This window comes from Sorangium aterium, assembly GCF_028368935.1.
GTDB lineage: Bacteria > Myxococcota_A > Polyangia > Polyangiales > Polyangiaceae > Sorangium > Sorangium atrum.
Map to the genome: position 1 here is coordinate 1,665,507 of NZ_JAQNDK010000001.1, position 19,878 is coordinate 1,685,384.

The following is a 19,878-nucleotide window of genomic DNA, read 5'->3' on the forward strand; positions in this document are numbered from 1 at the left end:
CCTCAAGATGCGCGGCCCGCGTCGCAGAACGCGCGGGCGCGGGCGACGAGCTCGTCGCGCCGCCCGTCGCGCAGGAGCTTGAGATCCACGAGGTTGCCGCCGACGCCGACCGCCACCGCGCCCGCCGCGAAGAAGGTGCCCACGTTCTGCAGCGTCACGCCGCCCGTGGGCATGAGCGGGATATGGGGCAAAGGCGCCTTGAGCGCCTTGAGGTAGGAGGCGCCGCCGAGGGCGTCGCAGGGGAACACCTTCACGACATCTCCGCCCGCCCGGTGCGCCGCCACGACCTCGGTGGGCGTGAGCGCGCCGGGGGCGTGGACGACGTTCATCGCGACGCACGCCCTCACCGTCGCCTCGTCGAGCGCAGGGCTGACGACGAAGCGCGCCCCGGCCTCGACGCACGCCTCGGCGGTGCGCGCATCGAGGACCGTCCCCGCGCCGACCAGCGCCCGCTCGCCGTGGCGCGCGGCGACCTCGCGCACGACCTCCACCGCGCCGGGCACGGTCATCGTGATCTCGAGCACGTCGATCCCCCCCTCGAGGAGGGCCTCGACCGCCTGCAGCGCCTCGTCGGCCGAGCCGGCGCGCACCACAGGGACGATGCGGCCACGCGCGATCCACTCGAGCACAGAGCGCTTGTTCATCGGTCCACCCGGGCCGTGCCCATCTTCATCGCCTTGAGCACCTCGTCGAGGGTCGCCATCGTCGTGTCGCCGGGCGTCGTCATCGCGAGCGCCCCGTGCGCCGCGCCGCAATCGACCGCCCACTGCGGCCCCTTGCCCATCAGGAAGCCGTAGATGAGCCCCGAGGCGAACGAGTCGCCGCCACCCACGCGATCGAAGATCTCCAGGTCCTTGCGCTCCGGCGCCTTGTAGAGCCGGCCGCCCTGGTACAGCACCGCGCTCCAGTCGTTGCGCGTCGCCGAGGTCGCGACACGGAGGGTCGTCGCCACCGCCTGGATGTTCGGAAATACCCCGATGACGCGCTCGATCATGCTCTCGAACGCGCCGACGCGCAGGGTGGCGTGCCCCTCGTCGACGCCCTCGACCTCGAAGCCCAGGGCAGCCGTGAAGTCCTCCTCATTGCCCAGCATCACATCGACGTACGGCGCGAGCGCTCGATTGACCTCCTGCGCGCGGGCCTGACCGCCGATCGACTTCCAGAGCGAAGGACGGTAGTTGAGATCGTAGGAGACGACGACGCCGTGCCGCCTGGCCGCCTCCATCGCCTCCTTCGCCACGGAAGGCGTGGTCTCGGAGAGCGCGGCGAAGATGCCGCCGGTATGGAACCACCGCGCGCCCTGGGCGCCGAAGATCGTATCCCAGTCGATCTCGCCGGGCTTCAGCTGAGACGCGGCCGTGTGGCCACGGTCCGAGAGGCCGACCGCCCCGCGGATGCCGAAGCCGCGCTCGGTGAAGTTCAGGCCGTTGCGCACGAGGCGCCCCACGCCGTCGTGCGTCGCCCAGCGGACGTGCGTGAGATCCACGCCGCCCTGCAGCATGAGATCTTCGAGCAGGCGGCCCACGGGGTTGTCCGCGAGGGCGGTCACGATGGCCGACCTGAGCTTGAAACAGCGGCGCAGGCCGCGGGCGACGTTGTACTCGCCGCCTCCCTCCCAGGCGTGGAAGCTGCGGGCGGTGGAGATCCGCCCGTCGCCGGGATCGAGGCGCAGCATGACCTCGCCGAGGGAGACGAGATCCCAGCGGCAGGTGGAAGGATCACGGAGCGTGAAGGACATGGATCACTTGCAGGGGTGCGGGCCGCGTGGCCGGAGAGCTGGTGGACAAGCAGGGTTCAAGGGGCCGCCGCCATCGCGGAGATGCGATGAGGCGCGTCGATGCCGGTGATCACCGATCGCCTCCTGGCGCGCGAGACGACTCGACCTCTGCGGCGGACGGGCCCGTGTAGCCCTTGGCGGCAGCGCCCTTCCCCTCGACGATGGGCCGCCCATCGCGGTCGAGCTTGACGAGCTCCGCCTTGGTCCCCGCGGCCGTCGGCCAGAGGTACCAGCGCGCGTCCATCCAGCCCACGTGGGCGGCGGGGCCCTCGACCGGCGCGCCCGTCGCTTTCAGCTGGGCCTGCCGCGCCGCGCGGTACTGGTCGAGAGAGGTGTACGCAGGACGGTTGAGGGCGAACTGCAGCCCCGCGATGCTGGCGAGCATCGCCAGGCCGCCGGCGACGACCGCCACGCTCGGCACGCGCCGCTTCGGCGCGACCGGCTCGACGCGCGGCAGGATGAGGTGCAGCGCGAGCAGGCCGACGAGGTACAGCGTCCCCGCGAGCAGGAACGGCAGGGCGTACGAGCCCGTGGCCGTGAGCGCCCAGCCGACGAAGATCTGGAAGAGCGCTCCGCCGACGACGCCGAACGCGGTCATCACGCCGACCACCGTGGCCATCGCGGGGCGCGGGAGGGCGTCCGAGACGAGCGTGTAGAGGTTGCTGCTCCAGCCCTGGTGCGCGGCCGCGGCGAGCGACAGGATCGCGACCGCGACGTAGATCGTAGGGATGCCCGCGACGCTCGGGACATCGACGAGCAGCCCGACGGACATGACGGGCACCGCGGAGAGCGCACACGCGAGCATCGCGAGCTTCCGCGCCGTGCCGACCGATCGGCCGCCCGCGATGAGCTTCGACGACAGCCAGCCCCCGCCGATCGCGCCGCCGTCGGCCACCAGGAACACGACGGGGATCGCGTAAGCCATGAAGGTCGGCTTCAGGTTGAACTCGCTGACAAGGAACTTCGGCAGCCACGTGAGGTAGAACCACCACGGGGCGTCGGTGAAGAACTTCGCCGCCGCGACCGCGTAGACAGGCCGCATCCCGAACACCTCGCCGACGCCGAGGGACCCTGTCGCCTCCTTCGCGTCCGAGCGGATGTGCGCGAGCTCCTCGGGCGATACCTTCGGGTGCTCCTCGGGCCGCCGGTAGAGGCGCGCCCAGAAGAAGATCCACACGACGCCGACGCCGCCCAGGAGGAGGAAGCAGGTCCGCCAGCCGTACGACTCCGCGATGCGCACCGCGAGGAGCGGGGCCAGGATGGCGCCTACGTTCGATCCGCAGTTGAACAGCCCGGTCGCGAGCGCCCTCTCCTTCTTGGGGAACCACTCGGCCACGGTGCGGACGGCGGCCGGGAAGTTACCGGCCTCGCCCACCCCGAGCAGGAAGCGGATCCCGGCGAAGCCGGCGAAGCTGGCGACGATGGCGTGGCCGGCCGAGGCGATGTTCCAAAGCAGGAACGTCGCGCTGAGCCCCTTGTGCGGGCCGACGCGGTCGATCCAGCGACCGACGAACACCATGCCGAAGCCGTAGGCGAGCAGGAAGCTCACGTTGATGAGCGCGAGATCCGTCGGCCCGAGGCGCAGCTCGTTCTCGAAGAACGGGATCAGCAGGGAGAACAGCTGCCGATCGAGGTAGTTGATCGTCGTCGCGAAGAAGAGGAGCGCGCAGATGGTCCAGCGCGTGCGGGTCATGACGCCGGCGGTCGCCGGGGCCACGGGAGACGCTGCGGTCATTGGTTCACCCCGGAGGCGAGGAATCCACCGTCGACTGTGATGCTCGTGCCGGTGATGAAGCTCACCGCGTCAGAGCACAGAAAGAGGGCCGCGCCGACCAGCTCCTGCGTGTCGCCGAAGCGGCCGAGGGGCGTGCGAGCGAGCAGCTCCTGCCCGCGCGGTGTGCCGTTGAGGAGGGCGCGGTTGAGGTCCGTCACGAACACGCCCGGCACGAGCGCGTTCGTCCGGATACCGTGCTTCGCCCACTCGGCGCCGAGGCTCCGGGTGAGCGCCAGCACCGCCGCCTTCGACGCTCCGTAGGCCGCGACCTCGTGGAACGCGACGAAGCTCGACAGCGAGGCGATGTTGACGATGCGGCCCCGGCCGCTGTCCTTCAAAGGGCCATGGAAGGCCTGGCAGGCGCGCAGCATGCCGGTGACGTTGGTGTCGAGCAGGCTGGCCCACTCGGCCTCTCCAACATCGGCGGTGGGCTTCCGGAAGGTCCGACCGGCGCAGTTGACGAGGATGTCGACGCGGCCGAACGCCTCGAGCACGCGGTCGCGCAGGGCGTCGAGCGTCGCGCGATCGCTGACGTCGCACGCCGCCTCGATCGAGCGGACGCCCCGCTCGCGGATCTCGGCGGCGACGGCCTGCACGCGGTCCGCGCGGGTGCCCGTGGCGACGGTGTGGGCGCCCGCCTCGGCGAGGCCGAGGGCGATCGCGCGCCCGATGCCGGAGGTGCCACCGACCACGACGGCCGTGCGGCCCGAGATGTCGAAGAGGTTCGTCATGCTCCCAGCCAGTCCTTCGCGATGCCCCCGAGGAGCGCCCGCGCGTCGCGCTCGATCTGCGCGTCGGTCGGCGGGACGGGCATGGCCCCGTAGCGCCGGGTCAGCGCTGAAGCGATCGACCGCCGCGAGTGGCGCCACTTGTAGATGAGCTGATCGAGGACGCGCGCGTCGGAGTGCTGCGGCACGAAGGTCGGCCCGAGCATCTCCAGGCGCATCATCGTCGTCTCCTCGATGAGGCTCGGGTTGTTCATGAACCACCAGCAGCCGAACGGCAGGACGTTGGCGAACTTGCGCGCCACGACGCAGAGGGGGTGCGTGTTCTCGCGCGCGAGCGTCGTGACGAGGAAGCGCACGTCGGGGTTCTCCGCGGCGAGCCGCTCGAGCGGGATCAGGTCGACCGTGCTCACGCCGTCGCCGGCCACGCCGAGGCGGGGGTTCACCGCGCGCCGGACGCCGATCATCATGGCGAACGGCAGCCCGTGCTCGCGGCACGCGTCCAGCACGGCCCGGGGCGGCGCCGAGACCTCGTTGACCGAGATCGCCAGGTAGCGCGGCCTCATGCGGGCGATCCACCGCTCGAGCTCGGACGCGAGATCGCTCGCGTGGATGAGCCGATCGAGGCGCAGCGCCGTGTAAAACCGCGGATCGGGCGTGGCGCCCGACTCCCAGATCGCGCGCTCCGCCGGGTCGGTCGGATCGTTCGTCATCGCGAGCGCGCTCACGCCCGAGAGCCGCAGCACGTCCTCCACGTGATCCTCGACCCGGCGCTCGGCGAAGAAGGCGCGGGCCTCGCGCAGATCCGGCGCGGCGGGGTCGAGCCCGAACGCGGCGAGCACCGTCGCGACGCCCGCGGTGGCCTCGGACAGCGGCGATCGGCGGACGAAGAGCGACGCCCACACGAGATCGGCCTGCGCCTTCTTGTCGAGCGCGAAGAACGCCTCGGGCGTGACCTTCGGCTCGGCGCGCAGCGCCTCGGCGACGAGGTAATGGTACGTGAGGAGCTCGTCGACGCCCCAGAGGTTCAGCGCGGGGAACTGGGGCGCGAAGAGGTGGGTGTGAAGATCGATGATGGGCGCGGCGTCGACGGCCGTGGCCACGCGCTCGGCGAGGGTCATCTCGGCACCTCGGGGATTCGGTCGTCCTTCGGATCGGCCCAGCGGTCGTTCGGCACGGTCGCGCACCAGGCCGGCCGCAGCGGGTCCTTGTCGTAGGGATAGGAGCCCAGCCGGCGGTACTCCTCGGCGTAGTGAGCGAGCTTCTCGCGATCGAGGCGGACGCCGAGGCCGGGGCCGGCGGGGACGCGGATGCGGCCGTTCCGGTACGGGAGCGGGCCTCCCTGGATCACGTCGTCGCGCAGGTGGTGATAGTGCGCGTCGGCGGCGAACGAGAGGTTCGGGATGACGGCGCCGAGGTGCAGCATCGTCGCGAGCTGCACGCCGAGCTCGCCCGAGGAGTGGACGGCGACGCCGAGGCCGAACGTCTCGCAGATCCCCGCCGCCTTCACGCACGGCCGGATGCCGCCCCAGAACGTCGTGTCGAGCAGGATGACGTCTACCGCCGTGTCGAGGACGTTCGCGGCGAGCTGCTCGAAGCCCACGACCACGGTGTTGGTCGCGAGCGGCATCCGCACCTTCTCGCGGGTGCGCCGCATCGCGTGGAGGCCGAAGACGGGGTCCTCGAGGTAGTCGTTGTTGAGATCCTCGATCGCCTGCCCGAAGCGGATGCCCTGCTCCGTCGACCAGACCGCGTTCGGATCGAAGCGGACGCGATCCCGGCCCACGGCGTCGGCGACCGCGCGGTAACACTCGAGCTCGTAGTCCGGGTGGAACACGCCGCCCTTGAGCTTGTGCGAGGTGAACCCGTGGCTCTTCTTCAGCTCCTTCGCCTGCTCGACGAGCTGCTCCGGCGTCCGCACCTCGCCTGATCCGTCGGCGTTCGGGTAGCGGAAGAAGAGGTAGGACGCGAACGGCACCTCGTCCTGCAGCTTGCCGCCGAGGAGATCGTGGACCGGCACGCCGAAGGCCTGTCCGAGCAGGTCGAGGCACGCGAACTCCAGCGCGGCGAGGACCTGGGTGCGGTTGTTATAAAGAGAGGCCGTCGGGTTCGCGATCTTGAACCGCATCTCCTCGAGGCGGGCGGGGTCGTGGCCGACCAGGTAGCCCTTCATCGCGCGGAACACGGCCTCGGCCGACTCGCCGCCGCCGCCCATCTCGCCGAGCCCGATCAGCCCGTTGTCCGCCTCGATCTCGACGATCGTGCGCACGAAGCGGCCCCAGTGACAGCCGTTGGCGTGGCGCAGGGGCGCCTCCAGCGGCACGGTGACGGTGGTGGCGCGGATATCGACGATTTTCATGCAGGACGGGATTCCTGGGGCCCCCAGCGGTCCGACGTGCCTCGACAAGAGGCATCCCGACGGGCAGGGACACCTGCCTCGGCGGGCCATCGCGCGATCGTCTGCAGAGCGCAGGGAACCGATGAGCGAGGTAGCGAGTTATATATGCAGCGGCCTCGTTTGGAAGGAGATTTGCCGAACGGCCCGGATGAATTCCCGGACCGCGACAGAGTGATCACACCTCGCGGTCGAATCTGGACGGAGGCCATCGCCGCGCCGACGACGCCGCGAGAGGGGGCTCCGGGGGGCGGCCGAGGTCGCTGCGGCGCGGCACCGTCACGCCGGAGCCGCGCCGGGGCGGGGGGTTCACCGCCGCTCGCTGTCCAGGTGCCCCCTGCGTCGTGATGTAGCGGCAGTTAGCAAGGCGAGGCACACGCGCGCGCTCGGTGGACGTTTGGTGGACGCTCAGCGGCGCGCGCGCGCCAACACGTCTGCGGGTCTCCGCCGTGATCCGCCGCATTTCTGCCCTTGCATGGCCATCCACGATGGCTGATAAAGAGAGGCGGATCGGGGTCGGGGGAGATGGGCTTGGCTGAATGGCGTTCACGCTCCGCTGCATCGACGTCTCGGACTGGAAGACCTTCGGGCTGCTCCAGCTCGTGATCGACACCATCCCGGATCCCATCTTCGTCAAAGATCGGCAACATCGCTGGATCGCCTGCAACCCGGGCTTCTGCGGGTTGATCGGGCAGCGCTACGAGGATCTGATCGGCCGCAGCGACCCGGACTACTGGCCGAAGGCGCAGGCCGAGGTCTTCTGGAGCTACGACGACGTCGTCTTCAACTCGGGTGAGCCGAGCGAGAACGAGGAGAGCGCCACGGGCTCGGACGGGGTGGCGCGCACGATCTGGACCCGCAAGTTCCCCATGAAGAACGAGCAAGGGCAGGTGGTCGGCCTCTGCGGGCTCATCACGGACATCACCGACCTGAAGCAGCGGCACATGGAGGCCGAGCGGATCGCGGCCGAAAACCGGGAGCAGCGCGCGATCATCCAGATGCAGGCGGAGCTGCTCGATCGCGTGGCCATGCCGGTCATCCAGGTCTGGGAGGGGATCCTGCTCATCCCGCTGGTCGGCGAGATGAGCGATCGGCGCGCGTCCCAGGCGCTGGAGAGCCTGCTCGCGGCCATCGGGCAGCGGCGCGCGGAGTTCGTGATCCTCGACATCACCGGCGTGCCGGTGATCGACTCCGCCGTGGCGCGCCACCTGGTGCGCGCCGTGCAGGCGGCAGAGCTGCTCGGCTGCCGGAGCGTGATGGTGGGCATCGGCCCGGAGATCGCCAGGACGCTGGTCGGCCTGGGCATCGACTTCGGCCGGATCACCACGCAAGGCACGCTCCAGAGCGGGCTCGCCTACGCGATGAGCCGCCTCAGCGGGCAGCGCGCGGCCGCCCGCTGAGCCCGGGGGCTCGCCCCGCCGGCGCAGGCGACGCCGGCGCGCGCAGGGCGCGGCCGCCGCCGCGTCGGCTCAGGGCGCACGGGCGTCGAGCGCCCGGATGCGACGGGCCGACTCGGCCATCGAGATGCCATCGGTCTCGGCCGTTTCCCAGTGGGTGACCACATAGGTGGGTTCGAGCAGCTCGTCCGCGGCGTCGATCGCCGCGAGGTGGGCCGGGCCCATGACGAACTCGTACATCGCGTCGGTCGAGGCCCACACGGCCAGCGTGCGCCCGGAGCCGCAGGAGGGCGACTGGCCCAGCTGGATGGCCAGGAGGCCGGGCTGTGACGCGAGGTCCGCCTGGATCGCCCCGAAGATCTGCCCGTATCGCTGCATCACGGCCTCGCCCCGCCGTGGAACCCCGTACGTCGTGCTGACCGTGTACGACGACCCCTCCGGAGGCGGCCGGAGCTTCCCGGTCTCCGGATCGACGCCGGGCCCGCTCAGCGCGTCCGCCTCCAGATCGGCTTCGAGCACGCCCCCCGTGCACTCGGCGAGGGGAACGTCGGTCGTCTTCCCGTCGGAATCGGAGCTGCACCCCGACAGGATCGCGCCGAGCGCCGCGATGACGGCGGCGGCGAGCGCGCCCGAGGAGCGATCGAGCGTCGCGCTCAGCATCTTGTCGAATCCACGTGTCGTCATGGTCATGGTCCTCTCTGCTCTGTCCGTCGCCGGAGGCTCTGTCCGTTATCGGGGGCTCAGTCAGCGCGCGAGACGATCCCGAAGACGAGCTCCGGGAACGTCCGCGCGAGGCGGCGTGAGTGGAAGTTCGCCTTGCGACCCATGCTCCGCACCTGCACCGGTGTGCCGGGAGGCGGCGCGTCGCCGACGGTGACAGCCCATGTGAGGCTCTCGCCGCTGCGCACGGCGACATAGGTATACGGGCCGGCCGGGAGCCGCTCCTCGACGAGGCCGGCGATGGGCGCGCGGTCGGCGGCGGCGCGGGAGAGCTGGCCGAGCGGGTTGCCGGCCGCCGCGTCGAGCGGCCCGGCGGCCACAGAGGGCCTGTCGAGTCGCCACGCGAGCACGACGAAGAGCGCCGCGAAGACCGCGAGGCCGAGGAGCGGCTTCACGAGCCGGCGCCGGGCGGATCGCGGCGCGGAGCTCCGCGCGGCGAGGGCCGAGGAGACGAGCGTCATCTGTGGCTCCTTGCGATCACGCGTCAGGCCTCCCTCCGTGGGGGCGCCGCTGCGTGACCGGATGGACCTCCGTTCCCGGACGGTCCCGGAACGTTCAATCGACGCCGCTCTTTCGTCCGGGGCGGCCCGAGGAGCCGCGGCATGCGGCGTGCGGCGTGCGGCATCGACGACCCCCCAGGGGTCGCCCTCCCCCGGAGCGCCGTCGCACCCCGATGTTGCGGGTGGGCCCGTGGCTGCCTAGCCTGCGCAGCCCCGATGACATCGACGTTCATTCGACCTGCCGTCGAGTCCGACCTGCCTCACCTACCCGAGATCGAGCGCTCGGCGAGCCGCGCATTCCGGGGGACGGACCTCGACGTCGAGGCCCTGGCGAACGCGACGCCGGCGGAGGGCTGGCGCGGCGCGCTCCGGGCCGGGACGCTCTGGGTGATGGACGACGGCGCCGGCACGCCTATCGCGTTCCTGGGCGCCGAGGCGGCCGGCGAGGAGCTCCACATCCGCGAGCTCGACGTCGTCCTCGACCGCCAGGGGCAAGGGCTGGGGCGACGCCTGCTCGCCCACGTCATCGCGTGGGCGCGGGCCGCGAGGCTGGAGGCGCTTACCCTGACCACCTTCCGGACCGTGCCCTGGAACGGGCCGTTCTACGCCTCCATGGGCTTCCGCGAGCTGTCGCCGGCCGAGACGCCCCCGCGGCTCGCGGAGATCCTCGGGAACGAGGCGCGCATGGGCCTCGACCCGGCGCAGCGCTGCGCCATGCGGCTCGACCTCCATCGCGGTGACAGCGCTTCGTAACGATTCCTGTCCAACTCGGTCCACGCCGCGATCGGCCCGTTGAACGGATCGAGCGGGTCCGCGGACAGCCTTCTTGGGGTGGATCGAGCCGCATGATAGGGCTCGATCCATGAGCACCGCGTGGGACTGGGTCGTTCCGATTCGACAGAAGCACTTCGGCGAGCCGCTCGCAGGCCTCTACCCGCTCGAGCGCCTCGCCGACGGCGACGCCTACTGGGCGCTGCACAAAGCCGAGCTGCTCCGCCATTTCCCGCCCGAGGTCTTCTTCAATCTCCGGGCGCTGTCCGGCGAGGAGGGGGAGCGCGCCCGCGCCCGCCTCACGGCGTCGGAGGGAGCCCACCGCCTCGCAGACTTCTGGGCGGCGCGCGACGGCGAGGCGATCGTGGCCATGTTCTCGGGCCACCAGAAGGACGCGGAGACCTACCGCATGTGGCACTCGGCCGTTCACCCCGACTACCGCCGGCGCGGCCTGTACCGGGAGTTCGTCCGCCGGGTCCTCGCGTACACGCGAGAGCTCGGCTTCGATTACGTGGTCAGCGAGCACGCCCCCGGCAACAACGCGGTGCTCATCGCCAAGCTGAAAGCAGGGTTCCGCATCGTCGCCATGGATATCGACGCCGCCACGGGGACCAGCCTGAACCTCAGGTATTTTCACAACGAGGCGCACCTCAGGGTCTACGAGTTCCGCTGCGGCCTGGCCACGATCGACGAGCGCCTGCTCGCGGCCGGCACCGGCGCGATGCCGCTCTTGCTGGAGCAGCTCCGGCGCGGGTCGGGCGCCGACCCGGAATCATGATGCATCGAGGCGGCTCAGCCTCCCGACAGGCGGGTTGCGGCGTGAACGAGGGAGCGTGATCGGGCCAGGGTCCTCGCGGAGCTCGGAATCGGACGACGCGCATCCGCGCCGGCCGAGCTCGCCTTCGCACATCGCGCGGGCCCCACGGCACGGTCGCGCCGTCCGTCCGCCTTGCCTCGCGCTCCAGTGAAGGTGCATCCTTCACGCGCATGCTGCCTGGCAGGCTGCTGGACGGCCGCTTCGAGCTGGCGGAGATCGCCGGATCCGGCGGCATGGGCACCGTTTACCGGGCCCTCGATCGCTCGAGCGGGACGGTGGTCGCCGTCAAGCTGCTGCGCAAGGCGGCGGACGCGCGCGCGCAGGCGCGCTTTCTCCGCGAGGCAGAGACGCTCTCCCGGCTGGAGCACCCCCACATCGTGCGCTACGCGACGCACGGCATGGCGCCGACGGGGGAGCTGTACCTCGCGATGGAGTGGCTCTCCGGCGAGAGCCTCTCGGATCGGCTGGCGCGGCAGGAGCTGCGCATCGACGAGTCCATCGCCCTGGTGAGGACGGTGGCAGACGCGCTCGGCGCGGCGCACGCGCGCGGGATCGTGCACCGCGACATCAAGCCCAGCAACCTCTTCCTGGTCGAAGGCGCGCTCGATCGGGTCAAGCTCCTCGACTTCGGCATCGCGCAGCTGGCGGACGCCTCGAAGCGGCTGACGCGGACGGAGGCGGTGCTGGGCACGCTGGGCTACATGGCGCCGGAGCAGGCGCGGGGCGAGCGGGACACCCTCGACGCGCGCGCGGACATCTTCTCGCTCGGCTGCGTGCTGTACGAGTGCCTGACCGGGAAGCCGGCGTTCCGCAAGCAACACCCGATGGCGCTCGTGTGGAAGCTGCTCCTGGAGGAGCCGCCGAGGACGAGGGAGCTGCGGCCCGAGGTGCCCCACGCGCTCGACGAGCTCGTCGCGCAGATGCTCGCCAAGGATCCCTCGGCGCGGCCCGAGGACGGCGCGGCCGTGGCGCGCACCCTGGACACGCTCGGCGCCTGGAAGACGAGCAAGGTGTCCTCGGCTCCCCTTCCCAGCGCGGTCATCACCACGGGCGAGAAGCGCCTGGTCTCGATCGTTGCGGTCCGGCCGGCGCAAGCCTCGTTCTTCGAGTCGACAGAGTCGCTGGATCTGCACGCGTCACCGCCGAACGCGCTCGCCGTGGTGCGCCGCGCGGCCACGCCGCTGAGCGCGCAGGTGGAAGAGCTCGGCGACGGGATGGTGGTGACGCTCGTGGTGAGCGCGGGCAGCGCGACCGACCAGGCGGCGCTCGTGGCGCGCTGCGCGCTGCAGATCTGCGCGCAGCTCCCCAGCGCGGCGGTCGTGCTGGTGACGGGGTGGGGCGAGCCGGCGGGTCGATCGCCGCTCAGCGAGGTGCTGGACAGGGCGGCCGCCCTGCTCGACGAGGCCGCCGCGCCCGGCCGCGCGGAGAGCCGGCGCGAGGGCGTCCAGGTCGACGCGGTGACGCGCGCCCTGCTCGACGTGCGCTTCGAGGTCGTGGAGCGGGGCGGGATCTCCTGGCTCAGGGCGGAGCGCGAGATCGGCGAGGGGCCGCGCAAGCTCCTGGGCAAGCCGAGCCCCCACGTCGGACGCGAGCGGGAGCTGCGCCACCTGCTCGACCTCGTCGACGAGAGCTTCGCCGAGCGGCGCGCTGCGGTGGCGCTGGTGACCGCCGCGGCGGGCATGGGCAAATCGCGCCTGCGCCACGAGGCCGTCGAGGTGCTGCGCCAGCGCCACCCCGACGTGAGCCTGAGCGTCGTCCGCGGCGACTCCATCGGCACGGGCGCCGCGTTCGCGATGCTCGCCGGATCGCTGCGGGGCGCGCTCGGGATCGCCGCGGGCGAGGCCGTCGACGTGCGGCGACGGAAGCTCGCGCAGGCCCTCGCGCCGCTGTTCTCGGGCGAGGAAGGGCTACGGGTGGCCGGGTTCCTCGGCGAGCTGCTCGGCGTCGCCCCCCTCCCCGACGAGGATCTGCCGGCGCTGCGGGCCGCTCGGCACAACCCGGCGATGATGGCCGAGGGGATCCAGCGAGCGTACCTCGACTACGCGCGGGCCGTGACGGGCGCGCGCCCCGTGCTCGTCGTGCTCGAGGATCTCCACTGGGGAGACGCGCCCTCGATGGGGATCTTCGACCGGGCGCTGCGGGAGCTCGGCGACCGGCCCTACGCGGTGCTCGCCTTCGCCCGGCCCGAGGTTCACGCGGTGTTCCCGAGGCTCTGGGCCGAGCGGGGCCTCTCGGAGCTCCGGTTGCGCGAGCTGCCCGCCCGCGCGGCCGAGCAGCTCGTGCGGAGCGCGCTCGGCGGCGCGGGCGGGCAGCGCGCGCCCGGGGAGATCGCCGCCCTCATCCAGCGGGCCGGGGGCAACGCCTTCTATCTCGAGGAGCTCATCCGGGCCCTGGCGGAAGGTCGCGGCGGCGCGCTGCCGGAGACGGTGCTGGGCATGGCGGAGGCGCGCCTCGCGGCGCTCGGGCTCGAGGCGCGGCGGCAGCTGCGGGCGGCGAGCGTCTTCGGGGAGGTCGCCTGGGTGGGCGGCGTGCGCGCGCTGCTCGGCGCCGGGACGCCGGGGACGAGCGAGCGCGACGCGTGGGCCGAGCTGGTCGAGCGCGAGATCATCGAGCGCCGGCCGAGCTCCCGGTTCGCGGGCGAGGAGGAGATCGCCTTCTGCCACCCGCTCTTGCGGGAGGGGGCCTACGCGATGCTGACGGATCGCGACCGGGCGCTCGGCCACCGGCTCGCCGGCGAGTGGCTGATCGAGGCCGGCGAGCAGGATCCGATGGTGCTGGCCGAGCACTTCGCGCGGGGCGACGACCCGTCGCGCGCCGCGGAGCAGTACCTGCGCGCGGCCGAGCTGGCCCTGCGCGGCGCCGACGTGCCCGCGATGCTCACGCGCGTCCAGAAGGGGCTCGACTGCGGGGCCACGGGGGAGACGCTGGCCGCCCTCCACGTCCGCCAGATGGACGGCCTGCTCTGGAGCGACGCCCACGACGAGGCCTACAGGGCCGCGCTCCGGGCGCTCGAGGCCTCCGCTCCCGGCAGCCACACCTACCGGCGCGCCCTGATCGGCGCGCTGAGCTACATCGTGAGCTTCGACGACCGAGGGGCGCTCGACGCGCTGCTCCCGCGGCTCGATCCAGCGGATCTCCCCGCCGATCTCCAGGGAGCGGAGCTCGCTTGCCGGATCGTCCTCTGCCTGCTGTGGGAAGGGATGCCCGCGCTGGCCGAGCGGTACCTGAGCCGACTCGAGAGCGACGTCGCCAGGGAGCTCGCGGGCAATCCGCAGGCCGAGATCTGCGCCCAGATCGCGCGGGGCGCCTGGCTGTGCCAGACGGCGCGCGACCCGTGGGGGGCGCTCGACGCGCACCTCGCCGTGGTGCGGCACTTCGAGTCGCTCGGCCATCAGCTCTACGGGCTCGTGGCGTCGGTGCTCGCGGCCATGGACTGCGTGTGGCTCGGCGCCTTCGACGCCGCCGAGCAGCACCTCGATCGCGTGCTCGCCGCCGAGGGCGCGCCCGGCTTCGTCTCCAGCCGCGCGCTGACGTTCCGGATCGTCACGCTCCTCGAGCGGCGAAATCTCGCGGAGGCGCTCGAGCAAACCGGCGCCGCGCTCCAGCGGGAAGCCACGACGCCCATCGCCAGGAGCCGCAGCGCGACGACGCGCCTGCTCCGCGTCGAGGCGCGCTGCCTCCTTGGCGAGCTGGTCGAGGCGGAGGAAGAGCTCCGCGCGGTGGGGGACCCGTCCGCGCTGATGCCGCCGCTCCAGGCGACGCACCTGTCCTTGATGGCCGAGATCCGGCTCCGGCAGGGGCGCGCGGAGGAAGCGGCCGCGCTCGCCCGCGACGCGCTCGCGGCGGAGCGGCGCGCGGGCGCGGTCTTCACGCCTCGTCAGGAGGCGCTCCCGGCGCTCTACGCCCAGGCGCTCCGCGCGAAGGGCGACGTCGAGGAGGCCCGCGAGATCCTCCGCGCGGCGCGCGACGATCTGCTCGCGCGCGCCGACCGGATCGGCGACCCCGCGTTCAGGAGAGGCTTCCTGGAGGACGTCTCCGCCAACGCCCGCACGCTCGCGCTCGCCCGCGCGTGGCTCGGCGAGGTCCCCTCGCCAGCCACGCGCGCGCCCGCATGAGGTGGGCGCGCGCGCTCATCCCTGCGCCGCGTCCCCGCGCGCGCGGGCGATCGTGTGGATGAGCTCATGCGCGTCGAACGGCTTGTGCAGGCACGCGTACCCGCCCTTGCTCATGATCGCGCTGACCATCTCCGGGACCGCGTGGCCGGTCATGGCGATCACCGTGACGCGCTTCTTCAGCCCCCGCATCTGCGCGCACGTCGTGACGCCGTCCTGATGGGGCATGACGAGATCGAGCACGCAGACATCGATGCCCCGCTCGCTGACGTACTGGACGGCGGCCCGCCCATCGTGGACGGCGAGGGCCGACAGCCCCGCGGCCCGGAGGACGGCCACGATCGAGTCGGCGACCTTCGGGACGTCGTCCACCACGAGGACGGCCGGCGAGTCCACCGCGCGAGCGACGATGCGCGCGAGGTGGTCCATCGAGAACGGCTTGTGGATCACCGTGTACACCCCCTCGGCGATCGCCTCCTCGATGAGCTTCTCGAGCGCGAACGCGGTCATCAGCACGACGGTGAGCTCCGGCTGGATCCTCTTGAGCTCCCGGAACGTCTCGACGCCGTTGAGCCCGGGCATGCGGATGTCGCTGATGACCAGCGTGAACGCCTGCTGCCGGACGAGCTCGAGCGCGTGGATGCCGTCCCTCGCCTCCACCACCTCGTAGCCCTCGAGCTCGAGGCTGGCGGCGAGCGTGACGCGCATGCCCTCCTCGTCGTCGATCACGAGCACCCGCTTGCCCCGCTGCGCGGCCTCCTGCACCTGCATGGCTTGCCCCCCCGTCATGCGCCCTGAGTTCCGGTCGGCGAAAGGGATGGCTCCGCGGCCTCCGGCTCCTCGCGCACCGGCAGCCGCACGACGAAGGTCGTGCCGTTGCCGAGCGCGCTCGTCGCCGCGATCGTGCCGCCGTGCCGCTCCACGATCCCGGCGCTGATCGCCAGGCCGAGGCCCGTCCCCTTCAGCTTGGTGCTGAACAGCGGCTCGAAGATCCGCGCGAGCGTCTCCTCCGAGATGCCCGTCCCATCGTCGACGACCGAGAGCGTCACCCCGTCGCCCGTCCGCTCCGCGGCGATGCGCACGCGCCCCTCGCGCTCGGCCGGGATCGCCTCGGCCGCGTTCTGGATCAGGTTCACGAGCACCTGCCGGAACTGGTCCTTGTCGATCTCCACGACGGGGAGCGTGTCCGGCACGTCGTTGTCGATGCGCACGCGCGGCGGGATCTCGACGACCGAGATGGCGTCGTCCACGAGGGGCCTCAGCGCGCACGCCGCGAAGCGCGGCCGCCGCTCGCGCGCGAAGTCGAGCAGGTTGCCGATGATCTTGGTGCACGCCGCGAGCTCTTTCTCGATGATCGAGAGGAACTGCGTCACGCGGGGCTCCGCGCCGAGCTCGGTCCCGGCGAGGCGCTTCTTGAGGTAATGGTTCGCGTTCCGGACGGCGCCGAGCGGGTTCCTCAGGTCGTGCCCGACGCTCGCCGCGAGCTGCCCGACCGCCGCGAGCTTCTCCATGCGCATCCTCGCCTCCTGGGCGGCGCGGAGGCTGGACGCCATGTGGTTGAACGCCGCGCTCATCCGGCCGAACTCGTGCTCATCGAGCTCGGGGAGGCGCAGCTCGAGATCCCCCTGGGCGATCCGCCGGGAGCCGTCGATCAGCGTGTTGAAGCCGCGGTCCACCGAGCGGAGGAGCCGCCCGAGCAGCACGACGAGGACGATCAGCGCGCCGCCGGTCGCGGCCGCGCCGAGCAACGCGATTCGCGCCCGGAGGTGACGCTCGTCGTCGAGGATCCTGGCCACGTCGCGCTCCGCGTCGTACACGGCCGCGCTGATGTGCGGGAGGAACCCCGCCTTGTACTCGCGGTCGGAGAGCTTCACGAACATCTCGTGTCGCTCGTTCGTGCGCTCGCGCTCGACATGGATCGTGGCCGCCACGCCTTCGGCGATGCGCTCGAAGCTCTCCCGCATGAAGTGGATGTGCTCGATCTCCTCCGACGATTCCTCGTCGGTCTCCCTGATCTCCTCGTCGGCGCTCATCGCCCTCTTGCGCGCCTCGATGGCGTCGAGATCGCGCGCCGTGGCCTCGGCCGCGCTCGTGAGCTCCGCGCTGATGCTGCCGTGGAGCACCGACTTGACCGCCTCGTTCATGTAGCGGCTGGCGTTGCTGGCGAGGGTGACGTGCAACCTCAGGTCGTCGTAAGACGCCTCGGCGCGCCGCTGGAAGACGAGCATCTCCGCGATGGCGAAGTAGAAGGCGCCGCCGGCGACGAGGACCGCCGCCAGCGCGACGCCGAAGATGGAGGCCAGTGTGGCTCGAATGCTCATGGGGAGCGGCTCCTGCTTGCGTGCTTCACGTGGTCGTCGCCGTCGCCCGCGAGCTCGATCTCCCTCGTGAAGAGGAGCATGAGCCCGGCGTCGGGCGTCTCCCCCGCGAGGCCGAGCTCGAGCGCGGCGCCGAGCTCCAGGCCGCGCGCGGGGTGCCAGAGCACGCCGGGCGCGACGAGCAGCGACGTGGTGTCCTCGAGCTCGGCGGCGAGCTCGAGGGTCGGCACCACGTCGCCGAGCGGCAGGATCACGCCCACCGAGGCGCCGGGGCTGAGCTCGGTGTCCTCGCGCGCGTCGCGCCCCGCCGCCGGGAGCCGGATCTCGGCCGACGCGGAGATGCCCACGTGGACGCCCCCGATCGCCTTGTCGAGGCTCACGAACGGCTCCAGCGTGTACCCCGGCGCGCCGAGCCCGCGCGCGCCGGCGGGGAGCCCGGCCCCGAGCCCTGCGGACAGCGCGAGCCCGAGCCCCCGCTCGTTGACGAGGTTGTACAGGGCCTCCAGCTCGACGGAGCCGAGCCCGGCCACGACGCCGCTTTCCTCGCGCGCGAGCTCCAGGGGAAGCTCTCCCCCGAGCTGCAGACGATCGGTGATACCGAGCTCCAGCAGCAGCGGGATGCGGAAGCCGACCTGGCGCCCGTCGCGTTCCCACCTCGGCGCGCTCGTGATCTGCAGCTCGAGCGCCTCCTGCGGAAAGGCCGTCTCGCCGAGGAACAGCTCCTCGATCGGCGGCCGCGCCGGCTCGTCCTCTGCCTCGGTCCGCTCCGGCTCCGCGGGCGCGGCCGCCGTCGACGCGACGAGGAGCGAGACCAGCGAGGCCCGGGGGCGCGCGCGCCGCGCGGAGGTCCTGGCCGCTGGCTCCCGGGCCGCCGGCGGGCGCAGCGCGCGCCCTGCGGGCTGACCGCCCACGCTCACGGCGCCGGCTCCGATCCGACGTCGCCGAGCACCGGCGTGGCGGCGAGCGGCAGCGCGATGACGACCGACGTGCCGGGCGCCCGCTGCTCGACGGCGAGCGTCCCGCCGTAGCGGCGGGTGACCCGCCTGGCGATGTTCAGCCCCAGGCCGGAGTGACCCGGCTTGGTCGTGTAGAACGGCCGCAGGATCGCCTCGCTGTCGGCCTCGCAGGCGGCGGGCGCCGTGTCCGTGACCTCGATGCAGTACCGCGCGCCGCTCGCGGTGCCCCGGACCGTGACCACGCCGTCCCCCGGCGTCGACTCCACGGCGCTCTCGATCAGGCACCGCACCGCGACGGCGAGCTCGATCGGATCGGCCTCGACGTCGCCGTCCTGAGCCGAGAGGACGATGCGGGCCCCGGACGTGCCGATGCGCGCGCACGCCGCCGCGCGGCGCACGCAGCCCGCCGCGCTCACGCACACGCTCCTGCGGTTGAAGACCCTCGCGGCGTCGACCGACTCCTCGAGCCGCGCGCTCGCCGCGACCACCTCCTCGTCGATGATCCCGAAGAACTCCTCGATCCTCGGGTCCGCCGTGTAGGCCGCGTCCCGCGCGACCTTCCGCCTGATATAGAACGACGCATTCCGGACGATCGCAAAGCGGTTGCGCAGGTCGTGACGCAGCACGGACAGGATCTCGTCCGCGACCGCAGCCTGCTCCGCTGCACCCAGGGGATCCCAGCTGTTCATGCCGTTCCTCGCTCCTCGGCCCTCGCGAGCGGCGCGGCCCGCGTGTCGCCGCCGACGAGGAACACTCGAACCCTTCTCTGCACCATCGCGCCGACGCCGCCGTCGCCTCGACCGTGTGAGAGCTCGGGATGAGTTCTTAAAGACACTGACACAAACGTCGTCTCCCTGGGGCCATCGCGCGCCCGAGCCTCGCGCCGCTGCGTCGCGGGCGCACGAGAGCACGCCTGCCTGATCCGTGCCATCGGCCACGTCTGCACGTCTGAACGCCTGTACGACTGGTGCGACGCCACCCCTCAACCAGCGTCACCCTTGATAAACATACGTGACAAAGTTTGTGTCAGTCAACGGCATAATAATGCCCTCCACAGCACATCTCCATTCAACGGATTTCCGTCCACCTTCCGCCCTCGTACCCCTTGCCCTGCATCACGGATCACGGTGATTGCCGTGGTTGCCCAGCCAGCTGGCCAATACGTCGCTGGACATCGCCGTGTGTCGTGAACGAACCGCCGCGGCTCTCCTCTCCACATGCGTGGCGTCGCTGCGGCGGGTGGACAGGCGGAGACGCTCGACCGCGCATCCCAGGCTCCGAGGGCCGACAGCTGGCAGACGTGCCGTGTGCGGACCGACTCACGACCCTCGGCGCGTCCCGGGGTGACGCCTCCAGGAGCGGGCGCCGAGCGCCACGCGTCCAGGCGACAGCCGCTCGCGCCGGCGCTCGCGTCGGCCTCGATTCTGCCACCGCTTCAGATTTGCGATGAGTGTGCTCCGGAGCGCACCCTGGCACGCGGATCCGAAAAAAAAACGCCTCTCCGTGATTGGTTCGGAGCCGTTCAAGACACAGTGACGCGAGCCGTGCTCGCTCCCCGTCGCCCCCGCCGCTCGCCTCGTCGGCGTTGCCTTGCCGCTCGCGGCGCGCTCTGCGCC

The 19,878-nt window shown here is 71.9% G+C and carries 16 protein-coding genes; 4 read left to right on the forward strand and 12 right to left on the reverse strand.

Going from position 1 to position 19,878, the window contains the following annotated elements:
• Window positions 1-2 precede the first annotated feature (2 nt).
• From POL72_RS06100 to POL72_RS06125, 6 genes are all read right to left on the reverse strand, one after another.
• Window positions 3-644 (reverse strand): bifunctional 4-hydroxy-2-oxoglutarate aldolase/2-dehydro-3-deoxy-phosphogluconate aldolase, encoded by a 642-nt coding sequence (locus POL72_RS06100; RefSeq protein WP_272094071.1) that lies wholly within the window; start codon window positions 642-644, stop codon window positions 3-5.
• A complete protein-coding gene (locus tag POL72_RS06105; protein ID WP_272094072.1) occupies window positions 641-1,738 on the reverse strand; it encodes a sugar kinase in 1,098 nt (365 codons plus the stop codon). The genes POL72_RS06100 and POL72_RS06105 overlap by 4 nt, the downstream gene beginning before the upstream one ends.
• 109 nt (window positions 1,739-1,847) lie before the next feature.
• Window positions 1,848-3,512, reverse strand: coding sequence for an MFS transporter (locus tag POL72_RS06110; RefSeq protein ID WP_272094073.1), 1,665 nt, complete (start codon window positions 3,510-3,512; stop codon window positions 1,848-1,850).
• Window positions 3,509-4,282: an SDR family NAD(P)-dependent oxidoreductase gene (locus tag POL72_RS06115; protein ID WP_272094074.1), complete on the reverse strand. Its 774-nt coding sequence runs from the start codon at window positions 4,280-4,282 to the stop codon at window positions 3,509-3,511. Before POL72_RS06115 ends, POL72_RS06110 begins: the two co-directional genes overlap by 4 nt.
• Window positions 4,279-5,397 (reverse strand): hypothetical protein, encoded by a 1,119-nt coding sequence (locus tag POL72_RS06120; RefSeq protein WP_272094075.1) that lies wholly within the window; start codon window positions 5,395-5,397, stop codon window positions 4,279-4,281. Before POL72_RS06120 ends, POL72_RS06115 begins: the two co-directional genes overlap by 4 nt.
• Window positions 5,394-6,635 (reverse strand): enolase C-terminal domain-like protein, encoded by a 1,242-nt coding sequence (locus POL72_RS06125; RefSeq protein WP_272094076.1) that lies wholly within the window; start codon window positions 6,633-6,635, stop codon window positions 5,394-5,396. Before POL72_RS06125 ends, POL72_RS06120 begins: the two co-directional genes overlap by 4 nt.
• A 575-nt stretch (window positions 6,636-7,210) precedes the next feature.
• On the opposite strand from POL72_RS06125, the gene POL72_RS06130 reads away from it, so the two are divergent.
• Entirely contained in the window at window positions 7,211-8,071 is an 861-nt protein-coding gene (locus POL72_RS06130) for a PAS domain-containing protein (protein ID WP_272094077.1), read from the forward strand.
• Window positions 8,072-8,140: 69 nt separating this feature from the next.
• Here POL72_RS06130 and POL72_RS06135 read toward each other — a convergent pair whose 3' ends face one another.
• Together POL72_RS06135 and POL72_RS06140 are read right to left on the reverse strand one after the other, a co-directional pair.
• Entirely contained in the window at window positions 8,141-8,752 is a 612-nt protein-coding gene (locus POL72_RS06135) for an antibiotic biosynthesis monooxygenase family protein (RefSeq protein ID WP_272094078.1), read from the reverse strand.
• Window positions 8,753-8,808: 56 nt separating this feature from the next.
• Window positions 8,809-9,249, reverse strand: coding sequence for a hypothetical protein (locus tag POL72_RS06140; RefSeq protein WP_272094079.1), 441 nt, complete (start codon window positions 9,247-9,249; stop codon window positions 8,809-8,811).
• A gap of 255 nt (window positions 9,250-9,504) precedes the next feature.
• Between POL72_RS06140 and POL72_RS06145 the strand changes: the two genes are divergently transcribed.
• From POL72_RS06145 to POL72_RS06155, 3 genes are all read left to right on the forward strand, one after another.
• Window positions 9,505-10,041 (forward strand): GNAT family N-acetyltransferase, encoded by a 537-nt coding sequence (locus tag POL72_RS06145; RefSeq protein WP_272094080.1) that lies wholly within the window; start codon window positions 9,505-9,507, stop codon window positions 10,039-10,041.
• A 109-nt stretch (window positions 10,042-10,150) separates the two neighbouring features.
• Entirely contained in the window at window positions 10,151-10,837 is a 687-nt protein-coding gene (locus POL72_RS06150; protein ID WP_272094081.1) for a GNAT family N-acetyltransferase, read from the forward strand.
• Between the two features lie 209 nt (window positions 10,838-11,046).
• Window positions 11,047-14,991 (forward strand): serine/threonine-protein kinase, encoded by a 3,945-nt coding sequence (locus tag POL72_RS06155; protein WP_272094082.1) that lies wholly within the window; start codon window positions 11,047-11,049, stop codon window positions 14,989-14,991.
• Window positions 14,992-15,006: 15 nt separating this feature from the next.
• Here POL72_RS06155 and POL72_RS06160 read toward each other — a convergent pair whose 3' ends face one another.
• Genes POL72_RS06160 through POL72_RS06175 form a run of 4 tightly spaced genes read right to left on the reverse strand, consistent with a single transcriptional unit; the run spans window position 15,007 to window position 18,951 of the window.
• Window positions 15,007-15,777: a response regulator gene (locus POL72_RS06160; RefSeq protein WP_272094083.1), complete on the reverse strand. Its 771-nt coding sequence runs from the start codon at window positions 15,775-15,777 to the stop codon at window positions 15,007-15,009.
• Complete coding sequence (locus POL72_RS06165) at window positions 15,774-17,309, reverse strand: sensor histidine kinase (protein ID WP_272094084.1); 1,536 nt, start codon at window positions 17,307-17,309, stop codon at window positions 15,774-15,776. The genes POL72_RS06160 and POL72_RS06165 overlap by 4 nt, the downstream gene beginning before the upstream one ends.
• Window positions 17,306-18,223: a hypothetical protein gene (locus POL72_RS06170; RefSeq protein WP_272094085.1), complete on the reverse strand. Its 918-nt coding sequence runs from the start codon at window positions 18,221-18,223 to the stop codon at window positions 17,306-17,308. The genes POL72_RS06165 and POL72_RS06170 overlap by 4 nt, the downstream gene beginning before the upstream one ends.
• Window positions 18,220-18,951, reverse strand: coding sequence for a sensor histidine kinase (locus POL72_RS06175; RefSeq protein WP_272094086.1), 732 nt, complete (start codon window positions 18,949-18,951; stop codon window positions 18,220-18,222). The genes POL72_RS06170 and POL72_RS06175 overlap by 4 nt, the downstream gene beginning before the upstream one ends.
• Window positions 18,952-19,878 lie beyond the last annotated feature (927 nt).